This is a genomic window from Cohnella sp. GCM10012308, from assembly GCF_042649185.1.
Lineage (GTDB): Bacteria > Bacillota > Bacilli > Paenibacillales > Paenibacillaceae > Cohnella.
This window is the reverse complement of record NZ_JBHRYU010000001.1, coordinates 63,952-85,420: the sequence shown is the minus strand read 5'-3', so window position 1 is coordinate 85,420 and position 21,469 is coordinate 63,952. Positions and strand designations below refer to the sequence as shown.

Sequence of the window (21,469 nt, the reverse complement as noted above, 5' to 3'; positions counted from 1 at the left end):
CGGCTCGCGCCGCTTGATGAAATGCCTGCAATTGTGCAGGTAAATGCACAGCTCAAACCGGAAATCGGATGAATAGTAGAAAATAGATGTATATTCGCATCTTTTCTTCTATAAATAGTCGAGATCGGAATAAATAGATGTATATTTGCAGGCAAACGCAAAAGAAGGGTGCGGTAGCGATCTGCCGGCCGAACGGAACGGCTGTCGGGTGTGCCGTCGATAGGCGTTCCGCGCAACCCGGTTTCGGATGTCCGCAAAAGCTTAAACGGACCGTCAGGGTGATTTCCCCCTGGCGGTTTTTCACACTTCGATTTCTGGTTCCAAATGCGCCGCAAAGCGAAAGCAGACCTGTACCCGCAACGAATGTTATACTTTCGTAGACATCGTAGGGGAAGGAACAAAAAATATGACAAAAAAGAAAGCGTTCGTGCTCGACGTCGGCGGCGTGCTTGCGACGAACTATACACCGCAATTCTGGGAATCTCTTTCTAGCGACTATAACGTGCCGTATGCGGCGCTAATGCAATTTCGCAGAGACGTAAGGGCCGTCTTATGGACGGGCGCAATTGCGGAGTCGGCATTTTGGGAACGCTTGAACGAGCGCTTTCCCCGAATAAGTCCGGCTGACGCCAGATCGAGGCTCGTCTCGGAGATTCGTCCGCTGCCCGCGCTCGAACTTCTATCCGGATGGCGCGAACGGGCCAGTCTGAACATCCTCAGCAATCACCGGACCGAATGGATCTCTCCGGTGATCGAACCGCTACGGCCATTATTAGACCATGTGCTCGTCTCGGCCGAGGTCGGCTGCCGCAAGCCGGAGCCGGAAATATATGACCGCATGAATGCGCGCCTCTCGGGCTTCGCGGACATTTTATACGTCGACGATACGGAAGACAATCTGCCTCAAGGCGCCGCGCTCGGTTGGAAGACGCTGCTGGCGGCCGAGGACGGCGCCTGGATCGCGCATGCGGAAGCTTGGCTGAAGGGAGAATAAGGCAGATCGTTGACGTCCGCGTGGACGGCTCGTGAACTTATGGCGGCAACCTCCTTGCTCGGCCGCTGTTTGCGATATAATGGGTTCGTGTACATGTTAAGCATACGCATCGCTCGCGAAAGGCAGGTCTTGACGATGAACGAAGACAGAAAAATACCGGTTGGCGTGTCTGCCAGACACATTCATTTGACGCAGGAACACGTTCGGATCTTGTTCGGCGAAGGCGCCGAGCTCACCGAAATGAAGCCATTGTCGCAGCCCGGACAGTTTGCGGCCAACGAGACGGTAGCGGTGCACGGTCCGAAGGGCTCCTTTCCCAAGGTCCGCATCCTCGGACCCGTCCGCAAGGCCACGCAGCTGGAAGTATCGCGCACGGACGCCTTCTCGCTCGGGTTGAAGCCGCCGGTGCGCGAATCCGGCCACATCGACGGGACGCCGGGCATCCGGATCGTCGGTCCGGCCGGCGAAGTAACGGTGGACGAAGGCGTCATCGTCGCAGCCCGTCACATCCACTTCCATACGTCGGACGCGGAGCGTCTGGGCGTCTCGGACAAGCAGCTGCTCAAGGTGCGGGTCGGCGGAGACCGCGGACTGGTGTTCGAGAACGTCATCGCGCGCGTCTCGCCGTCGTTCGCGCTGGACATGCACATCGACACCGACGAAGGCAACGCTTCCGGCGCCGCTACGGGCGATTTTGCCGAGCTGCTCGAATAGCAAGCACAAATGGCGCGTTTTCCGCTAAACAAGCGGAGGACGCGCTTTTTCTTTATCGTTTCCATGCACAATCGGCGCTTTGGACTTTTCATAGATATGGTAAACTGTGTATATTCCTTATCATAGAAGCCGAGGTGGTAACGAGATGTCCGACCGGGACGAGATTGCGCAGCAAAGAAGGAAAAACCTGAAACTCATTCAATTCAGCAAGGACGACCAGTCGCTCGTCGAATCGGATAAGCCGAAGGAAACGTTCGCCGACGTCGGCGGTCTGGAAGAGGTCAAAAAGAAAATCCGCATGAACTTCATATTACCGCTGCAGCAGCCCGAGCTATTCGCGGCTTACGGCAAGGAAGCGGGCGGGAGCCTGCTGCTGTTCGGCCCGCCGGGATGCGGCAAGACCTTCCTCGCGAGAGCCGTCGCGGGCGAGATCGACGCGAACTTCATGCATATCGAGTTGCAGGCCATCTTGTCCATGTATGCAGGACAGAGCGAGCACAATTTGCACGATATCTTCGACAAAGCCAGGCAGAGCAAGCCTTGCGTCATCTTCATCGACGAACTCGACGCCATGGGCGGCAGCCGGCATCAGATGAGGCAGCATCACGACCGCATGCTGGTCAACCAGCTGCTCCTCGAGCTGGACGGCTTGCAGGCGGAAAATGAAAATGTGTTCGTCATCGGCGCGACGAATACCCCTTGGTATCTCGACTCGGCGCTGCGGCGTCCGGAACGGTTCAACCATCTCGTATTCGTGCCGCCGCCCGAGGAAGCCGAACGGGAGCGCATACTCGAGCTCAAAATGTCCGGCAAGCCGGCGGAGGGACTGCAGCTGGCGAAAATCGCGGCGGAGACGAAGCTTTTCTCGGGCGCGGATCTCGAGCAGGTCGTCAAGGACGCGGTCGAGACGGCCATGGAGCGCATGCTCGGTTCTGGGAAAATAGAGCCGATCACCAATGACGACTTGCGGCGATCGGCCAAGACGCGCAAGGCGACGACGCTGGAGTGGTTTTCGACGGCCAAAAACTACGCAACGTTCAGCGACGCCAACGGGGATTACCGGATCGTGCTCGACTACGCGAAAAAGCACGGCATTAAATAAGCGGGTGCGGCAGGCGGGAGGCGGCAAGCTTGGAAGATGCAGCTTGGCAGTCGTCCTATCAGACGGCTGAACAACTGATTGAATGGAATCGCTATAAGGAAGCGCTGGAGGAGACGCAGCGGCTGCTGGCGCTCGATCCGGAGGACGCGGACGCGATGGCGCTTGCCGGGCGCATTTATGTGCTTATGGACCGGCATACCGAAGGGCTGCATTGGTCCACGGAGGCGCTGCGCCGCGATCCGGAGCACCTGCTGGCCTGGTTCGTGCGCGTAACCGCCTACTATGAGAGCGGCCAGCTCCAGGCGTTTCAAGAGGCGCTGACCGAAGCGCTGCGGCTCGATCCCTACGAGTCCTTCTATTATTACTTGAACGCCAATTATTACAACAAAAAAGGCCAGTTCCCGCTCGCCAAATCGGAGCTGCTGCGCGCGTTGGAGATTCAACCTCACAATGCCGTGTATCTCGCCCTGCTCAGCTACGTCGAGGCGCTGCTCGGCCATTTTGAGGAATCCGCGAGAATAGACGCCCAGGCAATCCGTATCGACGCCGAGACGCCGCATGTTTTGCTCCACCTGGCCTGGGCCGCCCGCACGCGCGGAGACTTCAAGCTTGACGAGACGTACATGAAAAGCGCGGTCCGGCTCAATCCGGACGAAAAGCAGTTCCAGGACGAATACCTGGAGGCGCTGCAGCTTGCCCATCCGATGTTCCGGATCTTTACGGTGCCCGGCAAATACATCCGCAGAATGAAACCTTGGCAAATTTGGGTCGCCTGGATCGCAGCGTGGATATTGTTCAGACCTTTGGTCCTTCTTTTAATCGTATTGTACGCCATATCTAAATTGGGAACGAAGGCGCTCGTCCATGTGCGCGTATTCGGCTGGCGACGCAGATAAAGGTCCCGCGCTTGCAAGAAGAACGAGTATCCGCCTGCTTAAGATTGCGCTTTCTCGGGTAAATATTCCTTGTCCTTATTCAACCCGGAGGTGGATTCGCATGACGAACAACGGCAGGTTGGACAGGCAAGGTATCGACGTACAAGAGGAAGGCAAGCAGTGGCAGGCTCACGCGGACAGGGCGAAGTCGAACTTCGATGCGGTCAAGGAGCAGCGTCCGGTCGGCACTAACAGTCACCCCGACAGGCAGAATCGTATGATAGACACGCGCAATTTGCGCAAATAGATGTGCGTACCGCGACCCGGCAGCCAGCGCTGCCGGGTTTTTCGCGCGAACGGCGGCCATGCGCGTTTTTTACGGGAGGAAATAGGCTTGGGCCCCATTCTTTGCTATGCTATAATGGAGAATCGAATGGTCCCATCGCTATGAGGGCGGACGACAGGAGGTATCTCTTCGCATGACGAAGGAAGGCCAAGGACGGCAAGCCGCCGGTCAGGCTAAAGATTATGCCAAATACTTCGACTTCTCGGGCGCGAAGGTCATCGCCCAAGAGGACGGAAAGACGACATATCGCATTAATGGACGCAACGTGGCGATCTCTTCGCCGCCCGATCTTCGCGAAGGCAAGAAGCGCGGCAAGGAAGAGATCCGGGTCCACTACGATACGGGCATCGGCGAGGACATGAAGACGTTCGGCGCGGGCCGGTATTATTGCATCTTCACTTACGGCTGTCAGATGAACGAGCATGACACGGAGATTATGCGCGGCTTGTTCGAGGAGATGGGCTATACTGCCACCGAAGACAAGCAGCAGGCGGACGTCATCCTGATCAATACTTGCGCGGTCCGTGAAAATGCGGAGGATAAAGTGTTCGGCGAGCTGGGCCATCTGAAGCGGCTAAAGCTCGAGAAGCCCGAGCTGGTGCTCGGCGTATGCGGTTGCATGTCCCAGGAAGTGTCGGTCGTCAACCGTATTCTGGAAAAGCATCCGCATGTCGATCTCATTTTCGGCACGCACAACATTCATCGTCTGCCCGAGCTGCTGAAGGAAGCGTATTACGGCAAGGAGATGGTCGTCGAGGTCTGGTCCAAAGAAGGAGACATCATCGAGAATCTGCCGAAGAAGCGGGAGGGCCTCCGTGCATGGGTGAACATCATGTACGGCTGCGACAAGTTTTGCACGTATTGCATCGTTCCGTATACGCGCGGCAAGGAGCGCAGCCGGCTACCGGAGGACGTCATCGCGGAAGTGCGCGATCTCGCCCGTCAAGGCTTCAAGGAGATCACATTGCTCGGGCAGAACGTCAACGCCTACGGCAAGGACTTCGCGGACCGGAACTACCGGTTCGGCGACCTGATGGACGATATCCGCAAGATCGACATCCCGCGCGTACGGTTCACGACGAGCCATCCCCGGGACTTCGACGACCATCTGATCGAGGTGCTCGCCAAGGGCGGCAATCTGGTGGAGCACATTCACCTGCCTTTCCAATCGGGCAGCAGCGAAGTGCTCAAGCGCATGAGCCGCAAGTATACGCGCGAGCAGTTTCTGTCTCTGGTCGGACGCATCCGTGCCGCCATGCCGAACGCCGTGTTATCTAGCGATATCATCGTCGGCTTCCCCGGCGAGACCGAAGCGCAGTTCGAGGAGACGATTGAAGTCGTTCGCGAAGCGGGCATCTCGATGGCCTACACGTTCATCTATTCGCCGCGCGCCGGCACGCCGGCCGCCGAGATGGAGGACAATGTGCCTTACGAGGCGAAGCAGCGCAGACTCGCGAGGCTTAACGAGGTGATTGCCGAGATGAGTCTGGCCAGCAACCTGGAGCTGGACGGCCAGGTCGTCGAGGTACTCGTCGAAGGCGAGAGCAAAAACAACGCGAACGTGCTGTCCGGCCGTACGCGCGGCAATAAGCTGATTCACTTCGAGGGACCCAAGTCGTGGATCGGACAATTCGCCCATGTGCGCGTTACGCAGCCGCAGACCTGGTTTATCCGGGCCGAAGCGATCGGCCTCGCCGAACCGGAGCGCGAATTGCCTCAAACGGCCGGCGGCGTTTAAACTAGCAAAAGGTAGATCACATTCGGGAGGAACCCAATACATGTCTCAGCATTCGCACGATCACGATCACGGCCACGACGGCTGCAGCCACGGCGTACCCGATCTCGGACAGCCCGAAGGCTATATCATTCCCGAGTTCGACAACCGGGAGCTCATCTTGCGGGACGACATCCTCGCGCGGGCCAAGGAGCTGGCGCAGCTGATCACGACGGCCGACGAGGTGCAGACGTACCAGAACGCGGAGCGGCTCATTCAGCGCCATGATAAAGTGCAGGTCCTGATCTCCCAGATTAAAAAGAAGCAAAAAGAGCTCGTCGCGTTCCAGAAGACGTTCAAAAATCCGACGATGGTCGAGAAGATCGAAGGCGAGATCGCGGTGCTTCAAGACGAGCTCGACGGCATGCCGGTCGTCCAGCAGTTCCAGCAAAGCCAGACCGACGTCAACTATATGCTGCAATCCATCGTCAGCATCATTCGCGACACGGTCGCGGAGAAGCTCGACGTCGAAGCGGCGACGCCTCAGGCCGAAGAGCCGGAGACTTGCATCGACTGACCGCACGACTGTACGATCGGCAAGAGGATTCACGTAGCGCGAGCCTGCCCCGCAGGATTTCTCGGCTCACGGCAAGAAGGGCCGCGGCATTATGCGCGGCCCTTTGGCATATACGGCTTGGACGGGAAGGCTCGACCGGCTGCCGCTTGCTTGCCGGAGCCGCTGCCCTTGGGTGTGTGGAAGACGGGGGCCGGATTCGGGCTTTTTTCCGGACGGGACGGCTTCGAAGCGCCGGCCGTCGGCCGGCGGTCGTCGCGAGGCGTGCCGGCCGCCGCTGGCCGCCTCGTCCGTGCGCGCGTACGCTGCGGCGCGGCGGGCCTGCGGTCGCGGCGGTCGGCGTCGCCCTTCGCGCGGTCCTTAGCGGATGCGGGCGGGTTGGAAACGGAGCCGCCGCCCGAGCGGTTTATGCCGCTGGAACGATTTGAATCGGTGGAACGATTTTTTTCGCTGGATCGATTTGACCCGCTGGAACGGTTCGTACCGCTGGAAGGGTTCGTGCCGCCGGAGCGGTTGGCTTCGTTTTTACCTTGTACCGCTTTGCCGGCTGCCCCGCCTGCCGGTATAACGACAAGCTCTTTGGCCCGCTGATCGTAGCTAAGCCTATAAGCCTTGCCTGACCGAAGCTTAAGCGCGCGAACCGAATCGGGGTGCAGACTAAAGCCGCCTTCAAACAGATTGGCGGGAGAGCGAACGGCTAGGCGCCGGACTGCGCCGCCGTGCCTGATCGTCAGCGTATGGTCCCTGCTATCGTCGGGCAAGCCGAGCTGACTGAGCAGCGCGTATCCGATCGACAACCGGCCGGAGCCGACTTTCGTATCGCTCCCGATCGAGGCGGATGCCGCCGATATCGGCGACGAGCCGATTTTAAGCGTCTTGCGGTCCGGATCGTAAACGAGCTTAAAGCGTTTGTTGCCGGTCAACCGGAGTTGTCTCGCCAAGGGAGCGCCGAGCTCGAAGCTGCCATGGAAGCATTCTCCCCCGCTGCGCAAGCGAACGACCGCTTTTCCGGAATAATTTCCGTTTACAAGCGTGACCTCGGTACCGTCTCCGATCTCCGTTAAGGCGTTCTCTTCGCCGTACGCACAGCCGGACGTCATATGGACCGTTCGTTCCGGCAGATCGCTGACGATAAGGTCCAGTATGCTGCTGATCATCGTACCGTTTCACGCTCCCGATTGCAGGACTTTGCTGCCGCGCGGCAGCCGCATGTCTTTAGCATATGCCGACGCGCCGACCGCTGCCTGTACCTTTGTCTAACGCCTGATCGGGCCTGCCGGTCAAGTGGCCCGGACTACATTTCCAGGGAAGAAGGTGATTCCGATCTCGGATTTTCTGCAAATCAAAGGCTTGACCGGAGAACTTAAAATTTCGCATAAAAAAGGTCCCTTCGGGCTGACCTTGTCGACGCGGGAGCTGGTCGTGCAAAAGCCGCACATGAACTACTACATCCTGTTCGAGCATATCGTGAGCGTCGTTCCCTGCGAGAGCGTCCGTCTAGACCGCAAGGCGATAAGAGCGGCCCGCACAGCCAGCGGGGAGATCGCCTACGGCTCGATCGCAGCGGGGAGCGCCTATTACGCATTGTATGCAAAGGAAGTCGTCGTGCATCATCGCGGAGGCATTCATCGCACGGGGCCGATGGAATTCAGGCTTCCGATTTACAAGCGATTAATCGAGGAGCTGGCAAAATACGGCGGATTGACGGTGATCTAGCATAGCGTTCGCAATATGTAAAGATCGCCCCGTCCCAAGGCTTCGGGCCTGAAGGAGGGGGCGATCTTTGATGTGAGGGAATTAGGAAGCTAGCAGTAAAGAGGGTAGGTCATTTATTACCGACCGGACAGACGTTTCAACGTGCCGGAGAGCGCAGGACGCAGCGCGGCGATGATGATGACGGCGGCGGCGGCTTTGACGAGATCGCCGGGAATATACGGATAGCAGGCGCCGATCAGCGCCGCGTGCAACGAGAGATGCGCCTTGTGCGCATACCAGGGCACACCGCCTACGTATGAGAGCGCAACGCCGAACAGGACGAGCGAAACGATCAGAAGAATGTATGTAGGTCGCGTTGCCTTGCGGCCTGTCCGGAACAGCCGGTCAGCCGTTATTCCGATGAGCAGCGCTTGAAACGGAAACATCCAGATGAAGCCGCCGGTTGGTCCGAATACGATCGACAACCCGCCCTGACCATGAAGCAGCGGCAATCCCGCGGCGGCGAGCAGTACGACGAGCGCGATGCTGGCAAAGCCGAGGCGCGCCCCGAGCAGACCGCCGGCGAGCATGACGGCTAGCGTCTGAAGCGTGATCGGGACGCTCGTGAAGCCGAGCGGTATCGATACATAGCTAAAAGCGATGAATAAAGCGGCGAAGAGGGCAGTGAATACGGTTTTTCCGATCCAGGCGGCTGTAGCGTTTTGTTGCACGATGGTCACGATTGCAGTTCGGTCGGCGCCGCCGCCAGAAGCGGAAGAAGTTCGATTGGGATCAGTCATTGTCAATTCTCCTCTCAAATGTTAACCTGAAATCGAATGTGTGGTTAACAAATGGAATTCTAGCATGAGACAACCGCTTTGGGAAGAAGGAATTTAAAAATGACGGCAACGGTAGATTCGCGCCCGGAACGGCCGTCGGCCGAATCGCAGTTTGTTATAGCGGGAATGTCGGCCTATAGGGAGGGCGCCGCGGAGGATGCGCCGGCGCTGATCGATCGGGTCGATATGACGCTGTCGCCAGGCGAATGGGTCTATGTCGTCGGAACGAACGGCAGCGGAAAATCGACCTTGGGCAAAGTTGTCGCAGGACTCGGCGTTCACGGCGAGATTCGCGCCCAGCATTGGGAACGCGGCTTCGCAGGGCAAGAGCCGGCGCCTTACGTAATGCAGCAGCCCGATGCGCAGCTATTCGGGACGACCCCGCGCGAGGAGATCGTATTTGCGCTGGAGTGGCTCGGCGCCAGTGGCCCCGATATTTTGCGGCTGGCGGATGAGGCGCTGTCCGAAGCCGGGCTGAAGGAAGCGGCGGATCTGCCGTGGAGCGCGCTGTCCGGGGGACAAAGGCAGCTGGCAGCCGTCGCTGCCGCGGCGGCGGGACACGCGCCGTTGCTCGTTTTTGACGAGGCGACCTCGATGCTCGACGGGCATTCGCAGTCGCTCGTGCGGCGGCTTGCGCTGAAGAGGCAGCGCGAAGGGGCAGCGATCGTCTGGATTACGCAGCGAATCGAAGAGCTCGAAGCGGATCCGGAGCGACGCGTCCTCGCAATTGCTGGAGGCAGACTGGTTTACGACGGCAGCGTGCGCGGATTTTTGTACGGAGATGCGTCAGAAGCTGGAGCCGCGATCACTCCGCCCTGCCTGCTGGCCGGTCTCAGGCTTCCTTACGCCGCCGAGTTGGAGCATGAAATGACGCTGCGACGCCGGGAGAGGGGCAACGCTGGGATGGCCTGGCATTCTCGCGAAACCGAAAGGGCAACGAAAGCAGGCGCCGTAACGCCCGACCAAGCCGCTTTGAAAAGGAAAACGTCTTGCGAAACTTCCCTGCTGCGTCTAGAGGGACTTCAACTGCGCAGCGGCGCCGACGCGTCCCTGTCCGCGATAAACTCGCTAACCCTCGAGCCGGGGCGTATCGTCGTTCTTCTCGGCCCGAACGGTTCGGGCAAGACGCGGCTGCTCGAGATTGCGGCAGGGCTTCAGAAGAACGCGGAGACGCGAGCCGAGTTTCTCGCCTCGGGACATATAAAGAACGCAGCCAGCGGTTCGCCCGCTCGCCGGCAACGATTGCTGGCATACAGTTATGCGAGTCAATCCCCGGAGGAGCAGCTGTTTGCCCGATCGGTCGAGGAGGAGTTCGATTATGTGGTTCGGCCCTACAGGCCGGATGCGGCGACGCGGCGGGCGCGAATGGAACATGCGCTGCAGTCCGTCGGATGGGGAGATTCCTGGCTAGCGCGGGATCCGTATGCCATGAGCGGCGGAGAGCGGCGAAGGGCGGCGCTCGCTAGCGCGCTGGCGGCGCCGGCGTCCTGGCTGCTGCTGGACGAGCCGACCGCGGGCCTCGATTCGCTCGGCTGCGAAAAGCTGGCGCAAAGCCTGATCGAAGAGCGTCGGAGCGGACGCGGCGTTTTGCTCGTCTCCCACGATCCCGATTGGTCGCTGCCGCTTGCGGACGAGCTGCTGCTGCTCGGGGCTGACGGCGAGATACGGCGCTGCAGCCGGCGCGCGTTGCTGGAACATCCCGAATGGTGGGAGGAAGCCGGACTTCGCTGCCCGGAATCGTATAGAGCCGCCCGCGATGCATGGCGGCTTGGACTGGCGGAAGAGCGAATCTGGAAGGCGACGGACATTGCGGCGTTTCGACTGTCAATGGAGCTAGATGACGGTGACGAACTGAGTGATGAACTGTATGTAACTGACGGGCGGAGGGATCAGGAAGAAAATGGGGCGGGCGGGCGTGAAGCCGATGTCCGACCTAGACAAAACGCAAGAAGGCGTTCCATATCCGGGGCCAAGCGCAACCGGCTGTCCGGATTCGATCCGAGAGCGATATGGCTCGGATATGTGGCATTGTCGCTGTCCATGTTCGCAGCGCGGGGATGGGAAGGACTGGCGGCGTCCGCCGTGCTGACGGCGGCGATCGCGGGGCTCGCCCGGCTGCCGCTGCGCGAATACAAAGGTCCGCTCGCCGCGATTGCGTTGTTCACGGTCGCGTCGACGGCGCTGTCCGGTTTGACGGGAAGCAGCGGCGAGAGCGGCGATTGGTGGCATGCCGCGGACAGCGTCGCTACTTTTCGTTCGTTTGCGAAAACCTGGCTCGTGCTCGCGATCGGCATTGCCCTGCCGGCAGCCATCCCGCCGCTCCGTCTGCGCCGCGCGCTCGCGCAGGTTTTGCCGCGTAGGGGCGGCGCAGGGAGACGGGCGCAGCGTCTTGTCCTGACGGTGACGCTGCTTCTGCGATTCGTGCCGCAGCTGCTCTCGGAGTGGGACCGCTTCGCACGCATCGCTGTCGCCAGAGGCAAGGACACGGGGCGTTCGCCCGCGGCGATGCTGCGCAGGCTTCGCAGCACGGCCGTGCCGTTTATGCTCTCTTTGTTCCGGATGGGAGAGACCGTGACGCTGGCGCTCGAGAGCCGCGGGGTCGGCCGGCGGGACGCGCCGAGCGAGGCCGAGCGTTTGCGCTGGCATGCCCGGGACGGCGTGCTGCTGATCTTGGTCGCGCTTGCCTGTCTCGCTTTGACGATGCAAGGCAGGCTCTATTAGGTCCATTGCGCGACAACTTAAGCGGCGCGTTCCGCCTTTATTCCAAGTCGCGCGACAACGGCGGCGATGACGGCGATCGCGGCGCCGAAGGCGAAGCCCGCCTTCAGCCCGCCGCCGGCATTCAGCCACCCGGCCAGATAAGGACCGGCGAACATGCCGATGGCGTATACGGATTGATAGAACCCCATAGCCGTGGCGCGCTCGGCAGGCCGGATGTCCTTGATCGCGAGGCCGAGCAGCAGCGGCAAGTACAGCCCCTGCGCGATGCCGTTGACCGCCTGCGTGGCGAGCAGGCCGACATAGTTGCCGCTGAACGGGATGAGCCCCGTGCAGAGGGCAGCCAGCAAGAAGCCGCAGATCAATACGCGCCGTGTGCCGAAGCGAGGGGCAATATAGCGGCCGGTCCAAAGAGAGACGAGCGCATGCGGGACCATGAAGGAGACGACCAGGCCGGTAAGTCCGTTTTTGCCGGCTCCGTATTCAACGGCTTGCAGCGGCGTAAAGCCGAACATGGTAATGAAGAGCACGCAGTGAGCGAGTAACGACAGCAAAGAAACGAGCTGCAGCTGCCGAGAATGCCGGAGGAGCGTCAATGCCGGCCTTTTGCCGGGTTCTTCGCCGCCGATAAATTCTTCATCCGCCGTTGAAGCCGACCTCGGTTCGCGGACGAAAGCGACGACCGCGCCGCCTGCTGCGGCAATGATCATGCCGGCCGCGAACGCGGCGTTCCAGCCGCCCGCCCCCGCCAGATAGCCGCTCAGCGTCATGCCGGCCAGTTGTCCGACGACCGTCAGGAAGCTCAGCGTACTCATCGCCTTGCCGGATTGCGCGGGCGGATAATACGAGGCGTAGAGCACCGTGAACGGTACCCAGGTCGATGCGCAAATGCCGGCGACAAGCCTCCCGGACAGCGGCCCGATCCAGCCGCCTACATAAAAAAACAAAGCGCAGCTCACAAGTCCTGCAGCCATGCCGGCGAACAAAAACGGCTTGCGCTTGCTGAGCCGGTCCGAGAAGAGACCGAGCGGGAAGCGGATGAGCACCTGCGTCAAGCCGTAGCTGCCGACGATCAGGCCGATCGTGCCGAGCGGCAGGCCGCGATCCTCGAGAAACGGAGTCAGAATCGGCACATAAATATACATGGTCGCCCAATAGAGCAGCGTCGCGGCCGCGAACACGACATGGTCCCGAGCGGCAATCGGGCGCTGCAGCGCTGCGGCGCGGCGTTCCGACGATAACGGCGTTTTCAAAATAAAGCCTCCATTCCTTAACCGGTTCTTCTACTGTAACCGAGCGGGTCGGAGAGGGGAAGACCGCAAATGCGACGTCTCGCGAAGCAGCTCTGACCGCTGCGGACGATGAGCGTCCCATGCCTCATATTTCGAGACCTATGCCAAAAGTCATCTGCTTCGTACGACCTCCTCGAACACGTGACGAATCCGGTGACCGCCGTAACTGTCTTCGTGACGAGGTCCGGCGCTATACTCTTCCCGTCAAGGTAGAAGAGGAGGGATTGGATGAACGCGTCATACGACGTTATCATCGTAGGAGCCAGAATCGCGGGTACCTCGCTGGCTTGGGAGCTATCGCGGCTGGGGCTGCGGACGCTGCTGCTCGACCGCGCCGAATTTCCGAGCGACACTTTATCCACGCACAATGTGTATGCCAACACGCTGTCCAAATTCAGAGAAATGGGCGTACTGGACGAATTGCTGGCTACGGGTACCCCGCTCTACAACAGAGCGCACATTAACTTCGAGGGATCGATCATCGACGGACGTTTTCCGGCGGTGGACGGCATCGACGGTTGTCTGTGCGTTAAACGCAAATATATCGACGATATCCTATTCCGTCTGGCGCGCGCTCAGCCGGGCGTTACGGCGGTCAGCGGATTTAGGGCGACCTCGCTCATTCGCGGCACGGGCGGCGAAGTGACGGGGGTGACCGGCGTTGCGAAAGAGGGGCAGGTTCTGTCTTTCTCGGCATCGCTCGTCGTGGGCGCGGACGGTCGCCGATCGTCCGTACGGCAGTGGGCAGGCGCCGAGAGACGGCTGGTCGTGCCGACCGATTATGCTTCTTATGTCGCCTATGTAGACGGCTATGAGCAAGACGGGGATCGATACGTGGAATTTTACAAGCAGGGCGACAAGATCGCCATCGCTTTCCCGACGAGCGATGCGCAATACGTCCTTGGTTTTATGTTCCCGTTAACCGACGCCGCTCGCATCGAGAGTCTGCGTACCGAACCGGAGCAGGGGCTGCGGGCGCTGGCTGAGGAAGGGTTTGCCGCGACGGAATTTCCGGATCGGCTGCGGAACGCGTCGTTCGAAGGGCGAATCCGCGCGCTTCTCGGCTACGACAACGATTGGCACGAGGGCATGGGCAGAGGCTGGGCGCTTGTCGGAGACGCTTTTTCCTTCAAGGATCCGGCGGTCGGCCAAGGTATGCATGACGCGGTTTTTGGCGCAGGGCTGCTCGCGCGGACGCTCTCCGCATACCGGCCCGCGGACTGGCTTGAAGCATCGGAGGAGATGGCGGCCAAATACGAGGAAGGCATGCAAGCGAAGCTTAGGAGCCGCTTTGAGATCGGCTGCCAAATGACTCGCATTGCGCCGCTGCCGCCGGAGCTGCTCGGCGCTTATCGACTGATCGGCACGGACGAACAGGCGACGCGCACCTTTCTGGGCATGTACAATTACGCCTTCGAACCAGCGGATATCGATGGCGAGCTAGGGAGGCTGTTCGCGGAGCTTCAGGTGCCGCGGGCATAGCTTAAAAATCGTGCGCAAGATAGGATCTTTAAGGCAGCCGTCGGCTGTCTTTCTTGTTATTTTAGGAACTTTTGCTTAAAAGGTAGGATTAAAGACGCATGCGGCGAATGTATAGCGTCGGACCTTAATCCCGCTCGACATCGAAGGAAGTGTGCAGATGAGTTGCCGACAATGCATGGCGGGAGAGCCCTTGTACGAATTCCGGCTCGCCGATCCCGCGAACGAAGCCGTAGCCGGCGAGATCGCCAGGTTCCTGGAGGAACGCGGCGCGCCCAAGCAAAATCAACCGGACGCGATTGTGATTCGCGAATCCGCGGTCGCCGATTTTTACGATTTTTGTCTCGATCATATGAACCCTGCGGCGATGTCCTATCGACTGAACGAAGGCGAGTGGAAGCCGCTGACGACGCTGCCGGAAGAACTGCGGGAGCAATGGGTCGAAGGCGTCATCGCGGAGGAACGCGTCGTGCCGTACGCCCAGCCGATCGTGAGCGGGGACGGCAGCGTTTACGGCTATGAGGTGTTGGCGAGATTTCTGGACGAAGACGGCAAGCTGCTGTCGCCCGCCGAGGTGTTCGGAGCGGCGAAGCGGCGCAACCGGCTGTATGCGCTCGATCGCATGTGCCGTATGGCTGCCGTACGGAGCGCCGTTTATTTACAGGGAATCGTATTCATTAATTTCATTCCGACGTCGATCTATTCTCCGCAGCATTGTTTGCGGTCGACGACCGCGTTGACGCGGGAGCTGGGGTTGGATGCGTCGAGGTTCGTCTTTGAAGTGGTGGAAAGCGAGCGGGTCGACGATCTGGCGCATCTGAAGTCGATCTTGGCATACTATACCGAACAAGGCTTCAGTTACGCGCTGGACGATGTGGGGGAAGGCTTCAGTACGCCGGAGCTGCTCCGCGAGATCAAGCCTCATTATATGAAGCTGGACCGCGGTGCCGCTGACGGCGTGAGCGGCGATCCGGCCAAGCAGGAGATTGCAGAAGAGCTTCTCCGGACAGCTTTGCAGGTCGGCGCCGTGCCGCTGGCGGAGGGAATCGAGCAAGAGGCGGACTACCGCTGGCTTCAGGCGCTCGGGTACCGTCTGTTTCAAGGTTTTTTATGGGGGAGGCCGGAGCCGATTGTGCCAGGCAGCGTTTAAGAATGGATCCAAGGCAAGATGAAGGCGGACTCCGGAGTAGGAGCCCGCCTTCTTTTTAATATAAGCGCGGCGATTATTCGGCGATCGTCAGCAGCGCGGCCGGTTGATCGAGCTTGCCTGCGCCGACGATGCGATCCTTCATGTCCTTGATGCGGTCGAATGCCGGCGCCATGAATACGTTCGCCTTGACGCGTTCGCCCGGCGCGATGACGACGATATCCGAGCCGTCGCCGACCACCGCATAATCCTCGATAACGGCGCCTTCGCCGATGATCGCGCGGTTGATCTTCGCGTGCTTGCCGATTTTCGCGTGCGGCATTACTACGCTGTCGCGGACCTGGCTGTTCGCGCCGATCTGACTGCCGATCGAGATGACCGATCGATCGATCTCCCCGCGGGCCGATACGCCCTGGTGAATGAGCGAACCGCGGATTTGCGCATGGACGCCGGACGAGAAGTGCACGACCGACGATAGAGCGGAAGCGTTCATCGGCCATTCCGGCGTGCCGATATGTACCGCGCCGTCGAGCAGATCCATGTTGGCTTCCCATAGGCTGCCGATCGTGCCGACATCGCGCCAGTAGCCGCCGAACTTGTAAGCGTGGAGCGCTTCGCCGTCTTGCAGCATTTGCGGAATCAAGTCTTTGCCGAAGTCGTGCGAGGAAGCGGGATTGGCGGCATCCTGCAGCAGGAGACGGCGCAGGTCGCTCCAGCGGAAGACGTAGACGCCCATCGAAGCGAGATTGCTCTTCGGCGCGGCCGGCTTTTCGGCGAAGTCGAAGATACGGTCTTCTTCATCCGTGCTCATAATGCCGAATCGGCTCGCTTCTTCCCAAGCGACGTGCTTGACGACGATCGTCGCGCTCGCGCCGCTCTTGCGGTGAGCGGAAAGAAGGGGAGCATAGTCCATTTGATAGATATGATCGCCGGACAGGATAAGGACGTCCTCGGGGGAATGGCTGTCGATGTAATCTATATTTTGATAGATCGCGTCGGCTGTTCCAGCGTAGCCTTCGCTGCCGATCCGATCGGATGGCAGCAAGGTTTGACCGCGCTGAGCTTGCGGACCGCCGCTCCATGATTTAGCTTCGCTCAAATATTGGTGAATGGATTCGGCTCGATATTGCGTGACGATGCCGATATTATCGATGAAGGAGTTTAAGCAGTTGCTGATCGGAAAATCGATAATGCGTTGTTTTCCACCGAAAGGTACGGCCGGTTTGGCCCATTGCTGCGTTAGCGGATGCAGCCGTTTGCCTTCCCCTCCGGCTAATAGCATGGCTAGAACGTTTTGCTTGCTCATCCTCTGCTCTTCCTCCTTGAAAATGACTGCCAGATCAATCATAGATAGTTATTAACCAGCGCATATATTACTTGAAACTCGAACTTTTTTTTCATTTGTGAACATAATGTGTCCGAAAAAAAGGATACCTGCATGCGAGATGCAGATATCCCCGTGTTGTTATTAGACGATCGAGCGGCTTAATATGCGGTAACCAAGCGGGTCTAGCCCGATGCGCAGCCATCCGTCCTCCGGCTTGACCGGTTCGCCGCTCAGCGCGTCGATCCAGTCGCCCGTAACCATCGGGTGAGCGAGGACCGCCTCTTTGTCCGCGTTGTTCATCCATACGGTAAAATGCTTGTCGGCGTCGATCCGCTCATAGACGATGGCGCTGTCGCCGGTATCGGCCTTGAGGAAGCGGAAGCGTCCGGAGCGAAGCGCCTGATTCGATTTGCGCAGATCGATCAACAACCGGTAAAAGTCGAACAGCTCGCGATCCTGGCGTTCGAGGTCCCACTCCATGCATTTGCGGCAATCCGGGTCGCCGTCGCCGGCGAGTCCGATTTCGTCTCCGTAGAAAATGCAAGGCGTCCCGATAAAGGTGAGCAAAAACACGATCGCCAGCTTGAGCCTGCGCTTGTCCGATCCCATCATCGTCAATATTCTGGGCGTATCGTGGCTGCTCAGCATATTGAAGACGACCTCGTTCGTCTGCTGCGGGTAACGCATCAGCACATGGTTGATCTTGTTCGCAAAGTCGCCGGCATCGGCTTCGCCCGGAGAGAAAAACGCGTTCACGCGATCGGCGAACGGATAATTCATGACCGAATCGAATTGGTCGCCAAGAAGCCAGCGAAGCGAGTCGGACCATACCTCGCCGATAATATAGGCCTCCGGATTGACCCGCTTGACCGTCCGCCGGAAGTCTCGCCAGAACGTATGGTCGATCTCGTTGGCGACGTCCAGACGCCAGCCGTCGATGCCGACTTCCTTGAGCCAATATTCGGCGACGCCGAGCAGATAGTTCTTAACCTCCGGATTGGCCGTGTTGAGCTTGGGCATTTGCGCGAAAAAGCCGAACGTATCGTAGTTCGGGTTGCCTTCCTCGATCCGGACGGGATAATCGTAAATATGGTACCAGTGCTTGTACTTGGATTTTTCGCCGTTTTTGACAATGTCCCGGAACGGCGGGAAGTCCACGCTCGTGTGATTAAAAACGGCGTCGAGCACGATGCGGATGCCTTTGCCGTGCGCGACGTCGACCAGCTTCTTAAGCGTTTTGACGTCTCCGAAATGCGGGTCTATTTTTCGGTAATCTATCGTATCGTATTTATGATTGCTGGGAGATTCGAAGATTGGCGTCAAATAAACGGCGGTTACGCCAAGCTCAGTCAAATAATCGATGCGGTCGACGATGCCCTGCAGATCGCCGCCGAAGTGGCTCTCCCGCGTCGGCTTGCCGCCCCAAGGGAGAACGCCTTCAGGATCGTTGGCTGGGTCGCCGTTGGCGAAACGGTCGGGCATGATCTGATAGAAAACGGCGGACTTGGTCCACTCGGGCGGCGTGAAGATATCGATCTCGTGAATGAACGGCATCTCGTAATAACCGCCCGGGGGAGAAGGCTCTTCGCCGAAAATGCCGGATTCGATCATCCATACCCGATCGTCGCCGGACATCAGCTTAAAGCCGTACGAAAAACGCTTTCGTTCAGGTTTGACTTCGCATTCCCAATAATCGAACAAGCTGTCGCTGGCGATTTTCTCCATGCGGCAATCGTGATGATGATGCGCCCAATCGTACTTGTCGCCGGTTACGGCGACGACGCCGTCAACGTCGTCCCGTTTGGTCCGGAGTCGCAGATGGAAAGTGTCCTTATCGTAGGAATAAGCCCAGTTGCTGCGCGGGGAATGGTAGAAGCACTCGAGCTGCATGTCGCGCACCTTCTTTGGCTGGTATGTTTGCGTCAGTCGGTCTGGGCTTGGCTTGAATGTACGAAAAGCGATCTGCGTCCGGGAAACCGGAATCAGCCGTGTATGAGAGATTCGGCACCGTCGATGTAAATCGGCGTACCGGTAATATGCGAAGACTCGTCGGAAGCGAGGAACTTGACGAGGCTGGCGACCTGCTTGGCGCTGCCTGGTTTGTGCCGCAGCGGTTGGTCGCCTTCGGGAAATTCCACGGGAATGGCGATCTCGTCGACTTCGGGACGGCGGTCCGTATTTTCCTCGATGTTCGTCTCGATCGCGCCCGGACAAATCGCGTTGACGCGGATGCGGTACTTGGCGAGCTCAAGCGCCGCCATCTGCATAAAGGCGACTTGGCCCGCCTTGGACGTGCTGTAAGCGCTGAAGCCGAAGTTTGAAAACACGCGATTGCCGTTAATGGAGCTTGTAATGATAATGCTGCCGCCCTGCTTTTTGAGCGCTGGCACCGCATGTTTGACCGTAAGGAAGGTGCCGGTCAAGTTGATGCCGATCGTGGTGCTCCAATCGTCCATGCCCATGTCCTCGATCGGCAGCAACACGCCGTTGACGCCCGCATTGGCGACGACGATGTCGAGCCTTCCCCATTGGTCAAGCACTTGCTGTACGGCGGCTTGCATCTCGGCTTCGACGGAGATGTCGGCTTCGACGGCGATCGCTGCGCCGCCGGCATCGGCGATCTTTTGTACCGCCTGCTTAAGCTCGTCGTCGCCGCCTCGACCGAGAAGCGCTACCTTCGCGCCGTCGAGGGCCAGCCTGACGGCCGACGCAAGGCCGATACCCGAAGCGGCGCCGGTGACCAGCGCTACCTTTCCTGCAAGATCGCCGTTAACGGCTCCGAATTGTGCGGCGTTCGCCATGTTCGATCGCTCCTTTGTTTACGCGATAGTTTTACTCAAAAAGGTATACCCGTCGCTTTGCAGGCTGCAACAACTCGCTCTTTTTCCGCGCAGGAATGATGCTATAATGATGGTTACGATCGCGAGAAGGAGGAGTCCGGCCTATGCGCAGCAAGTGGATCGTTCCGCTCGCCGCAGTCGCCTTGACCGTCGCCGCCGGCCCCGCGGTCGCCGCCGGTACGCTGGGCATGTCGGCGGCAACGGCCGTCGCCGTCTCCGCACGGATCGGCACGATCTCGGCTCCGGCCGATAGAGGAGACGCTTCGACTGCCGGGGGCGCGGCATCGGACGCCCGGGTCACAGGGGCCGACGAGCGCCCGCCTGCCAAGAAGAACAAGCTGCCTAAAGGATTCGTCTATCTGGACGAAGTTATCCCTTCGGCCGAATACGACATTCGGTACTATAGCGACTACAATTTCGTAGGCGCCCGCGTAGACGGTTATAAAGCGCCATACGCGGTCATGACGCAGCAAGCCTCGAAGGCGCTAAAAGCAGTCTCCGACGATCTCGCCGTCAAAGGCTATAAGCTGGTTATTTACGACACTTACCGCCCGCAGAAGGCGGTGGATCACTTCATCCGGTGGTCGAAGGATCCGAAAGACCAGAAGACGAAGTCGATCTTCTATCCGGACGCCGACAAGGCCAAGTTGTTCAAGCTCGGTTATCTCTCCGGCAAATCGGGGCATTCCAGAGGCAGCACGGTCGATCTGTCGCTGGCCAACGTCAAGACGGGCAAGCTTGTCGACATGGGCGGCAGCTTCGACTTTCTCGGTCCGGTTTCGGCGCATGGCGCGAAGCTAGCTCTCTCGGCGCAGACGGCGAACCGCAACCTGCTGAAGAAGGCGATGGAGAAACGAGGCTTCAAAGCTTACGGTAAGGAATGGTGGCATTATACGCTGGCGAAGGAGCCCTATCCGAAAACGTATTTTAACTTCGACGTAGAGTAGGAGCGGATGCGCGATGTTGTGGGTTTTCTTGATCGTAATGCTGCTGCTGTTATCGATTCTTGCGGCTTTTTCGGAAAAGGAAGGCCGCTTGGTAGGCAGCTTGGCGCAAACGACGACCGTGGGTTGTTTGATCTTTGCCGTTTTTTTCGCGCACGGCAATCCGGTTCTGTGCGCGCTGGCCTCGGCGGGCTGGACGGTGTACCAATTTTCTAAATCGGATATCAGATGGAGACACTAAGTGTATATTTAACGACGATAATTAATGCAATTAAATGACTAGGAAAAGGTGAATCGAATGCTGGTTAACGTGAAAGACCGATTGGAACAACGCCCAATCTACGAGCTGCTCGAGCTGTCCGTTTTTCCGGATCCGGACCGTCTACTGAAGGTGTTGGACGAATATAAGGAGAACCCCAGTCTTCATCTTCAAGGCTACGAAGACAACGGTGAGATCATCGGAATCATCGGATACGAATCGGACGAAGACCGCGTTGCGATCATCCGTCATATCGCAGTCCACCCGGATGAACGCGGGAAGGGATACGGCAGAGGCATGGTGCTTCATCTGCTAAGCGCTGCCGAGCCCGAGCGCATCGAGGCGGAGACCGACGAAGAAGCCGTCAATTTTTACCGAAGCATCGGATTTGCCGTACATAGCCTGGGGGAGAAATATCCGGGCACCGAGCGTTTCCGCTGCGTCTATGTCGTGTCGCCGGAAGAAGAGGAGGAAGACTAAGCCGGACGAGGAGTGACTACTGAATGCGGACGCTGCTTGATTTGATGGCTATTTGATCCTGATCGGCGGGACGCGCCGGAATACGCCGTCGAAGGGGCGGGCATCGATATCTATCCTTCTGCCGACGCCG

Annotated in this window: 20 protein-coding genes; 14 read left to right on the top strand and 6 right to left on the bottom strand. The window is 59.0% G+C overall.

Annotated elements, in window-relative coordinates; all coding sequences use genetic code 11:
• Window positions 1–406 precede the first annotated feature (406 nt).
• The 7 genes from ACFOTD_RS00400 to ACFOTD_RS00370 all read left to right on the top strand — a co-directional run bounded on the left by ACFOTD_RS00400 (window position 407) and on the right by ACFOTD_RS00370 (window position 6,322).
• The gene (locus tag ACFOTD_RS00400; RefSeq protein WP_378114723.1) at window positions 407–994 is read left to right on the top strand and encodes an HAD-IA family hydrolase; all 588 of its coding nucleotides are present in this window, start codon (window positions 407–409) and stop codon (window positions 992–994) included.
• Window positions 995–1,129: 135 nt separating this feature from the next.
• On the top strand, window positions 1,130–1,708 hold the full coding sequence (pduL, locus tag ACFOTD_RS00395; RefSeq protein WP_378114722.1) for a phosphate propanoyltransferase: 579 nt from the start codon (window positions 1,130–1,132) through the stop codon (window positions 1,706–1,708).
• Between the two features lie 145 nt (window positions 1,709–1,853).
• Complete coding sequence (locus ACFOTD_RS00390) at window positions 1,854–2,810, top strand: ATP-binding protein (protein ID WP_378114721.1); 957 nt, start codon at window positions 1,854–1,856, stop codon at window positions 2,808–2,810.
• A 29-nt stretch (window positions 2,811–2,839) separates the two neighbouring features.
• Window positions 2,840–3,706: a tetratricopeptide repeat protein gene (locus ACFOTD_RS00385; RefSeq protein ID WP_378114720.1), complete on the top strand. Its 867-nt coding sequence runs from the start codon at window positions 2,840–2,842 to the stop codon at window positions 3,704–3,706.
• Between the two features lie 100 nt (window positions 3,707–3,806).
• Window positions 3,807–3,992 (top strand): hypothetical protein, encoded by a 186-nt coding sequence (locus ACFOTD_RS00380; protein WP_378114719.1) that lies wholly within the window; start codon window positions 3,807–3,809, stop codon window positions 3,990–3,992.
• Between the two features lie 172 nt (window positions 3,993–4,164).
• Window positions 4,165–5,769 (top strand): tRNA (N6-isopentenyl adenosine(37)-C2)-methylthiotransferase MiaB, encoded by a 1,605-nt coding sequence (gene miaB / locus ACFOTD_RS00375; protein ID WP_378114718.1) that lies wholly within the window; start codon window positions 4,165–4,167, stop codon window positions 5,767–5,769.
• A gap of 40 nt (window positions 5,770–5,809) precedes the next feature.
• Window positions 5,810–6,322, top strand: a complete 513-nt coding sequence (locus tag ACFOTD_RS00370) for a YlbF/YmcA family competence regulator (protein WP_378114717.1) — start codon at window positions 5,810–5,812, stop codon at window positions 6,320–6,322.
• 89 nt (window positions 6,323–6,411) lie between these two features.
• Here ACFOTD_RS00370 and ACFOTD_RS00365 read toward each other — a convergent pair whose 3' ends face one another.
• Window positions 6,412–7,476, bottom strand: coding sequence for a hypothetical protein (locus ACFOTD_RS00365; RefSeq protein WP_378114716.1), 1,065 nt, complete (start codon window positions 7,474–7,476; stop codon window positions 6,412–6,414).
• A gap of 157 nt (window positions 7,477–7,633) precedes the next feature.
• Between ACFOTD_RS00365 and ACFOTD_RS00360 the strand changes: the two genes are divergently transcribed.
• Complete coding sequence (locus tag ACFOTD_RS00360) at window positions 7,634–8,035, top strand: hypothetical protein (RefSeq protein ID WP_378114715.1); 402 nt, start codon at window positions 7,634–7,636, stop codon at window positions 8,033–8,035.
• 116 nt (window positions 8,036–8,151) lie between these two features.
• Here ACFOTD_RS00360 and ACFOTD_RS00355 read toward each other — a convergent pair whose 3' ends face one another.
• Window positions 8,152–8,814, bottom strand: coding sequence for a biotin transporter BioY (locus tag ACFOTD_RS00355; RefSeq protein WP_378114714.1), 663 nt, complete (start codon window positions 8,812–8,814; stop codon window positions 8,152–8,154).
• 99 nt (window positions 8,815–8,913) lie between these two features.
• Between ACFOTD_RS00355 and ACFOTD_RS00350 the strand changes: the two genes are divergently transcribed.
• Window positions 8,914–11,574: an ATP-binding cassette domain-containing protein gene (locus tag ACFOTD_RS00350; protein WP_378114713.1), complete on the top strand. Its 2,661-nt coding sequence runs from the start codon at window positions 8,914–8,916 to the stop codon at window positions 11,572–11,574.
• A 17-nt stretch (window positions 11,575–11,591) separates the two neighbouring features.
• Here the strand turns inward: ACFOTD_RS00350 and ACFOTD_RS00345 are convergent, their stop codons facing one another.
• Window positions 11,592–12,824 (bottom strand): MFS transporter, encoded by a 1,233-nt coding sequence (locus ACFOTD_RS00345; RefSeq protein WP_378114712.1) that lies wholly within the window; start codon window positions 12,822–12,824, stop codon window positions 11,592–11,594.
• A gap of 267 nt (window positions 12,825–13,091) precedes the next feature.
• On the opposite strand from ACFOTD_RS00345, the gene ACFOTD_RS00340 reads away from it, so the two are divergent.
• Together ACFOTD_RS00340 and ACFOTD_RS00335 are read left to right on the top strand one after the other, a co-directional pair.
• Window positions 13,092–14,345: an NAD(P)/FAD-dependent oxidoreductase gene (locus ACFOTD_RS00340; protein ID WP_378114711.1), complete on the top strand. Its 1,254-nt coding sequence runs from the start codon at window positions 13,092–13,094 to the stop codon at window positions 14,343–14,345.
• Window positions 14,346–14,502: 157 nt separating this feature from the next.
• Window positions 14,503–15,492 carry an EAL domain-containing protein gene (locus ACFOTD_RS00335; protein WP_378114710.1) on the top strand — a complete coding sequence of 330 codons (990 nt, stop codon included), beginning with the start codon at window positions 14,503–14,505 and terminating at the stop codon, window positions 15,490–15,492.
• 73 nt (window positions 15,493–15,565) lie between these two features.
• Here ACFOTD_RS00335 and ACFOTD_RS00330 read toward each other — a convergent pair whose 3' ends face one another.
• The 3 genes from ACFOTD_RS00330 to ACFOTD_RS00320 form a co-directional block, all read right to left on the bottom strand.
• Complete coding sequence (locus ACFOTD_RS00330) at window positions 15,566–16,795, bottom strand: sugar phosphate nucleotidyltransferase (protein WP_378114709.1); 1,230 nt, start codon at window positions 16,793–16,795, stop codon at window positions 15,566–15,568.
• A 162-nt stretch (window positions 16,796–16,957) separates the two neighbouring features.
• Window positions 16,958–18,706 carry an alpha-glycosidase gene (locus tag ACFOTD_RS00325; RefSeq protein WP_378114708.1) on the bottom strand — a complete coding sequence of 583 codons (1,749 nt, stop codon included), beginning with the start codon at window positions 18,704–18,706 and terminating at the stop codon, window positions 16,958–16,960.
• A 92-nt stretch (window positions 18,707–18,798) separates the two neighbouring features.
• A complete protein-coding gene (locus ACFOTD_RS00320) occupies window positions 18,799–19,617 on the bottom strand; it encodes an SDR family oxidoreductase (protein ID WP_378114707.1) in 819 nt (272 codons plus the stop codon).
• A 143-nt stretch (window positions 19,618–19,760) separates the two neighbouring features.
• Between ACFOTD_RS00320 and ACFOTD_RS00315 the strand changes: the two genes are divergently transcribed.
• The 3 genes from ACFOTD_RS00315 to ACFOTD_RS00305 are packed head-to-tail and all read left to right on the top strand — an operon-like array spanning window position 19,761 to window position 21,339.
• Window positions 19,761–20,603, top strand: coding sequence for a M15 family metallopeptidase (locus tag ACFOTD_RS00315; protein WP_378114706.1), 843 nt, complete (start codon window positions 19,761–19,763; stop codon window positions 20,601–20,603).
• A gap of 13 nt (window positions 20,604–20,616) precedes the next feature.
• On the top strand, window positions 20,617–20,841 hold the full coding sequence (locus ACFOTD_RS00310; protein ID WP_378114705.1) for a hypothetical protein: 225 nt from the start codon (window positions 20,617–20,619) through the stop codon (window positions 20,839–20,841).
• A gap of 57 nt (window positions 20,842–20,898) precedes the next feature.
• On the top strand, window positions 20,899–21,339 hold the full coding sequence (locus tag ACFOTD_RS00305; protein WP_378114704.1) for a GNAT family N-acetyltransferase: 441 nt from the start codon (window positions 20,899–20,901) through the stop codon (window positions 21,337–21,339).
• Window positions 21,340–21,469 lie beyond the last annotated feature (130 nt).

Bases quoted from the DNA above. Each gene is read 5' to 3' on its own strand.
- ACFOTD_RS00400 (WP_378114723.1), top strand. From the start codon at position 407: ATGACAAAAAAGAAAGCGTTCGTGCTCGACGTCGGCGGCGTGCTTGCG.
- pduL (WP_378114722.1), top strand. From the start codon at position 1,130: ATGAACGAAGACAGAAAAATACCGGTTGGCGTGTCTGCCAGACACATT.
- ACFOTD_RS00390 (WP_378114721.1), top strand. From the start codon at position 1,854: ATGTCCGACCGGGACGAGATTGCGCAGCAAAGAAGGAAAAACCTGAAA.
- ACFOTD_RS00380 (WP_378114719.1), top strand. From the start codon at position 3,807: ATGACGAACAACGGCAGGTTGGACAGGCAAGGTATCGACGTACAAGAG.
- miaB (WP_378114718.1), top strand. From the start codon at position 4,165: ATGACGAAGGAAGGCCAAGGACGGCAAGCCGCCGGTCAGGCTAAAGAT.
- ACFOTD_RS00370 (WP_378114717.1), top strand. From the start codon at position 5,810: ATGTCTCAGCATTCGCACGATCACGATCACGGCCACGACGGCTGCAGC.
- ACFOTD_RS00365 (WP_378114716.1), bottom strand. From the start codon at position 7,476: ATGATCAGCAGCATACTGGACCTTATCGTCAGCGATCTGCCGGAACGA.
- ACFOTD_RS00355 (WP_378114714.1), bottom strand. From the start codon at position 8,814: ATGACTGATCCCAATCGAACTTCTTCCGCTTCTGGCGGCGGCGCCGAC.
- ACFOTD_RS00350 (WP_378114713.1), top strand. From the start codon at position 8,914: ATGACGGCAACGGTAGATTCGCGCCCGGAACGGCCGTCGGCCGAATCG.
- ACFOTD_RS00340 (WP_378114711.1), top strand. From the start codon at position 13,092: ATGAACGCGTCATACGACGTTATCATCGTAGGAGCCAGAATCGCGGGT.
- ACFOTD_RS00335 (WP_378114710.1), top strand. From the start codon at position 14,503: ATGAGTTGCCGACAATGCATGGCGGGAGAGCCCTTGTACGAATTCCGG.
- ACFOTD_RS00330 (WP_378114709.1), bottom strand. From the start codon at position 16,795: ATGAGCAAGCAAAACGTTCTAGCCATGCTATTAGCCGGAGGGGAAGGC.
- ACFOTD_RS00325 (WP_378114708.1), bottom strand. From the start codon at position 18,706: ATGCAGCTCGAGTGCTTCTACCATTCCCCGCGCAGCAACTGGGCTTAT.
- ACFOTD_RS00320 (WP_378114707.1), bottom strand. From the start codon at position 19,617: ATGGCGAACGCCGCACAATTCGGAGCCGTTAACGGCGATCTTGCAGGA.
- ACFOTD_RS00315 (WP_378114706.1), top strand. From the start codon at position 19,761: ATGCGCAGCAAGTGGATCGTTCCGCTCGCCGCAGTCGCCTTGACCGTC.
- ACFOTD_RS00310 (WP_378114705.1), top strand. From the start codon at position 20,617: ATGTTGTGGGTTTTCTTGATCGTAATGCTGCTGCTGTTATCGATTCTT.
- ACFOTD_RS00305 (WP_378114704.1), top strand. From the start codon at position 20,899: ATGCTGGTTAACGTGAAAGACCGATTGGAACAACGCCCAATCTACGAG.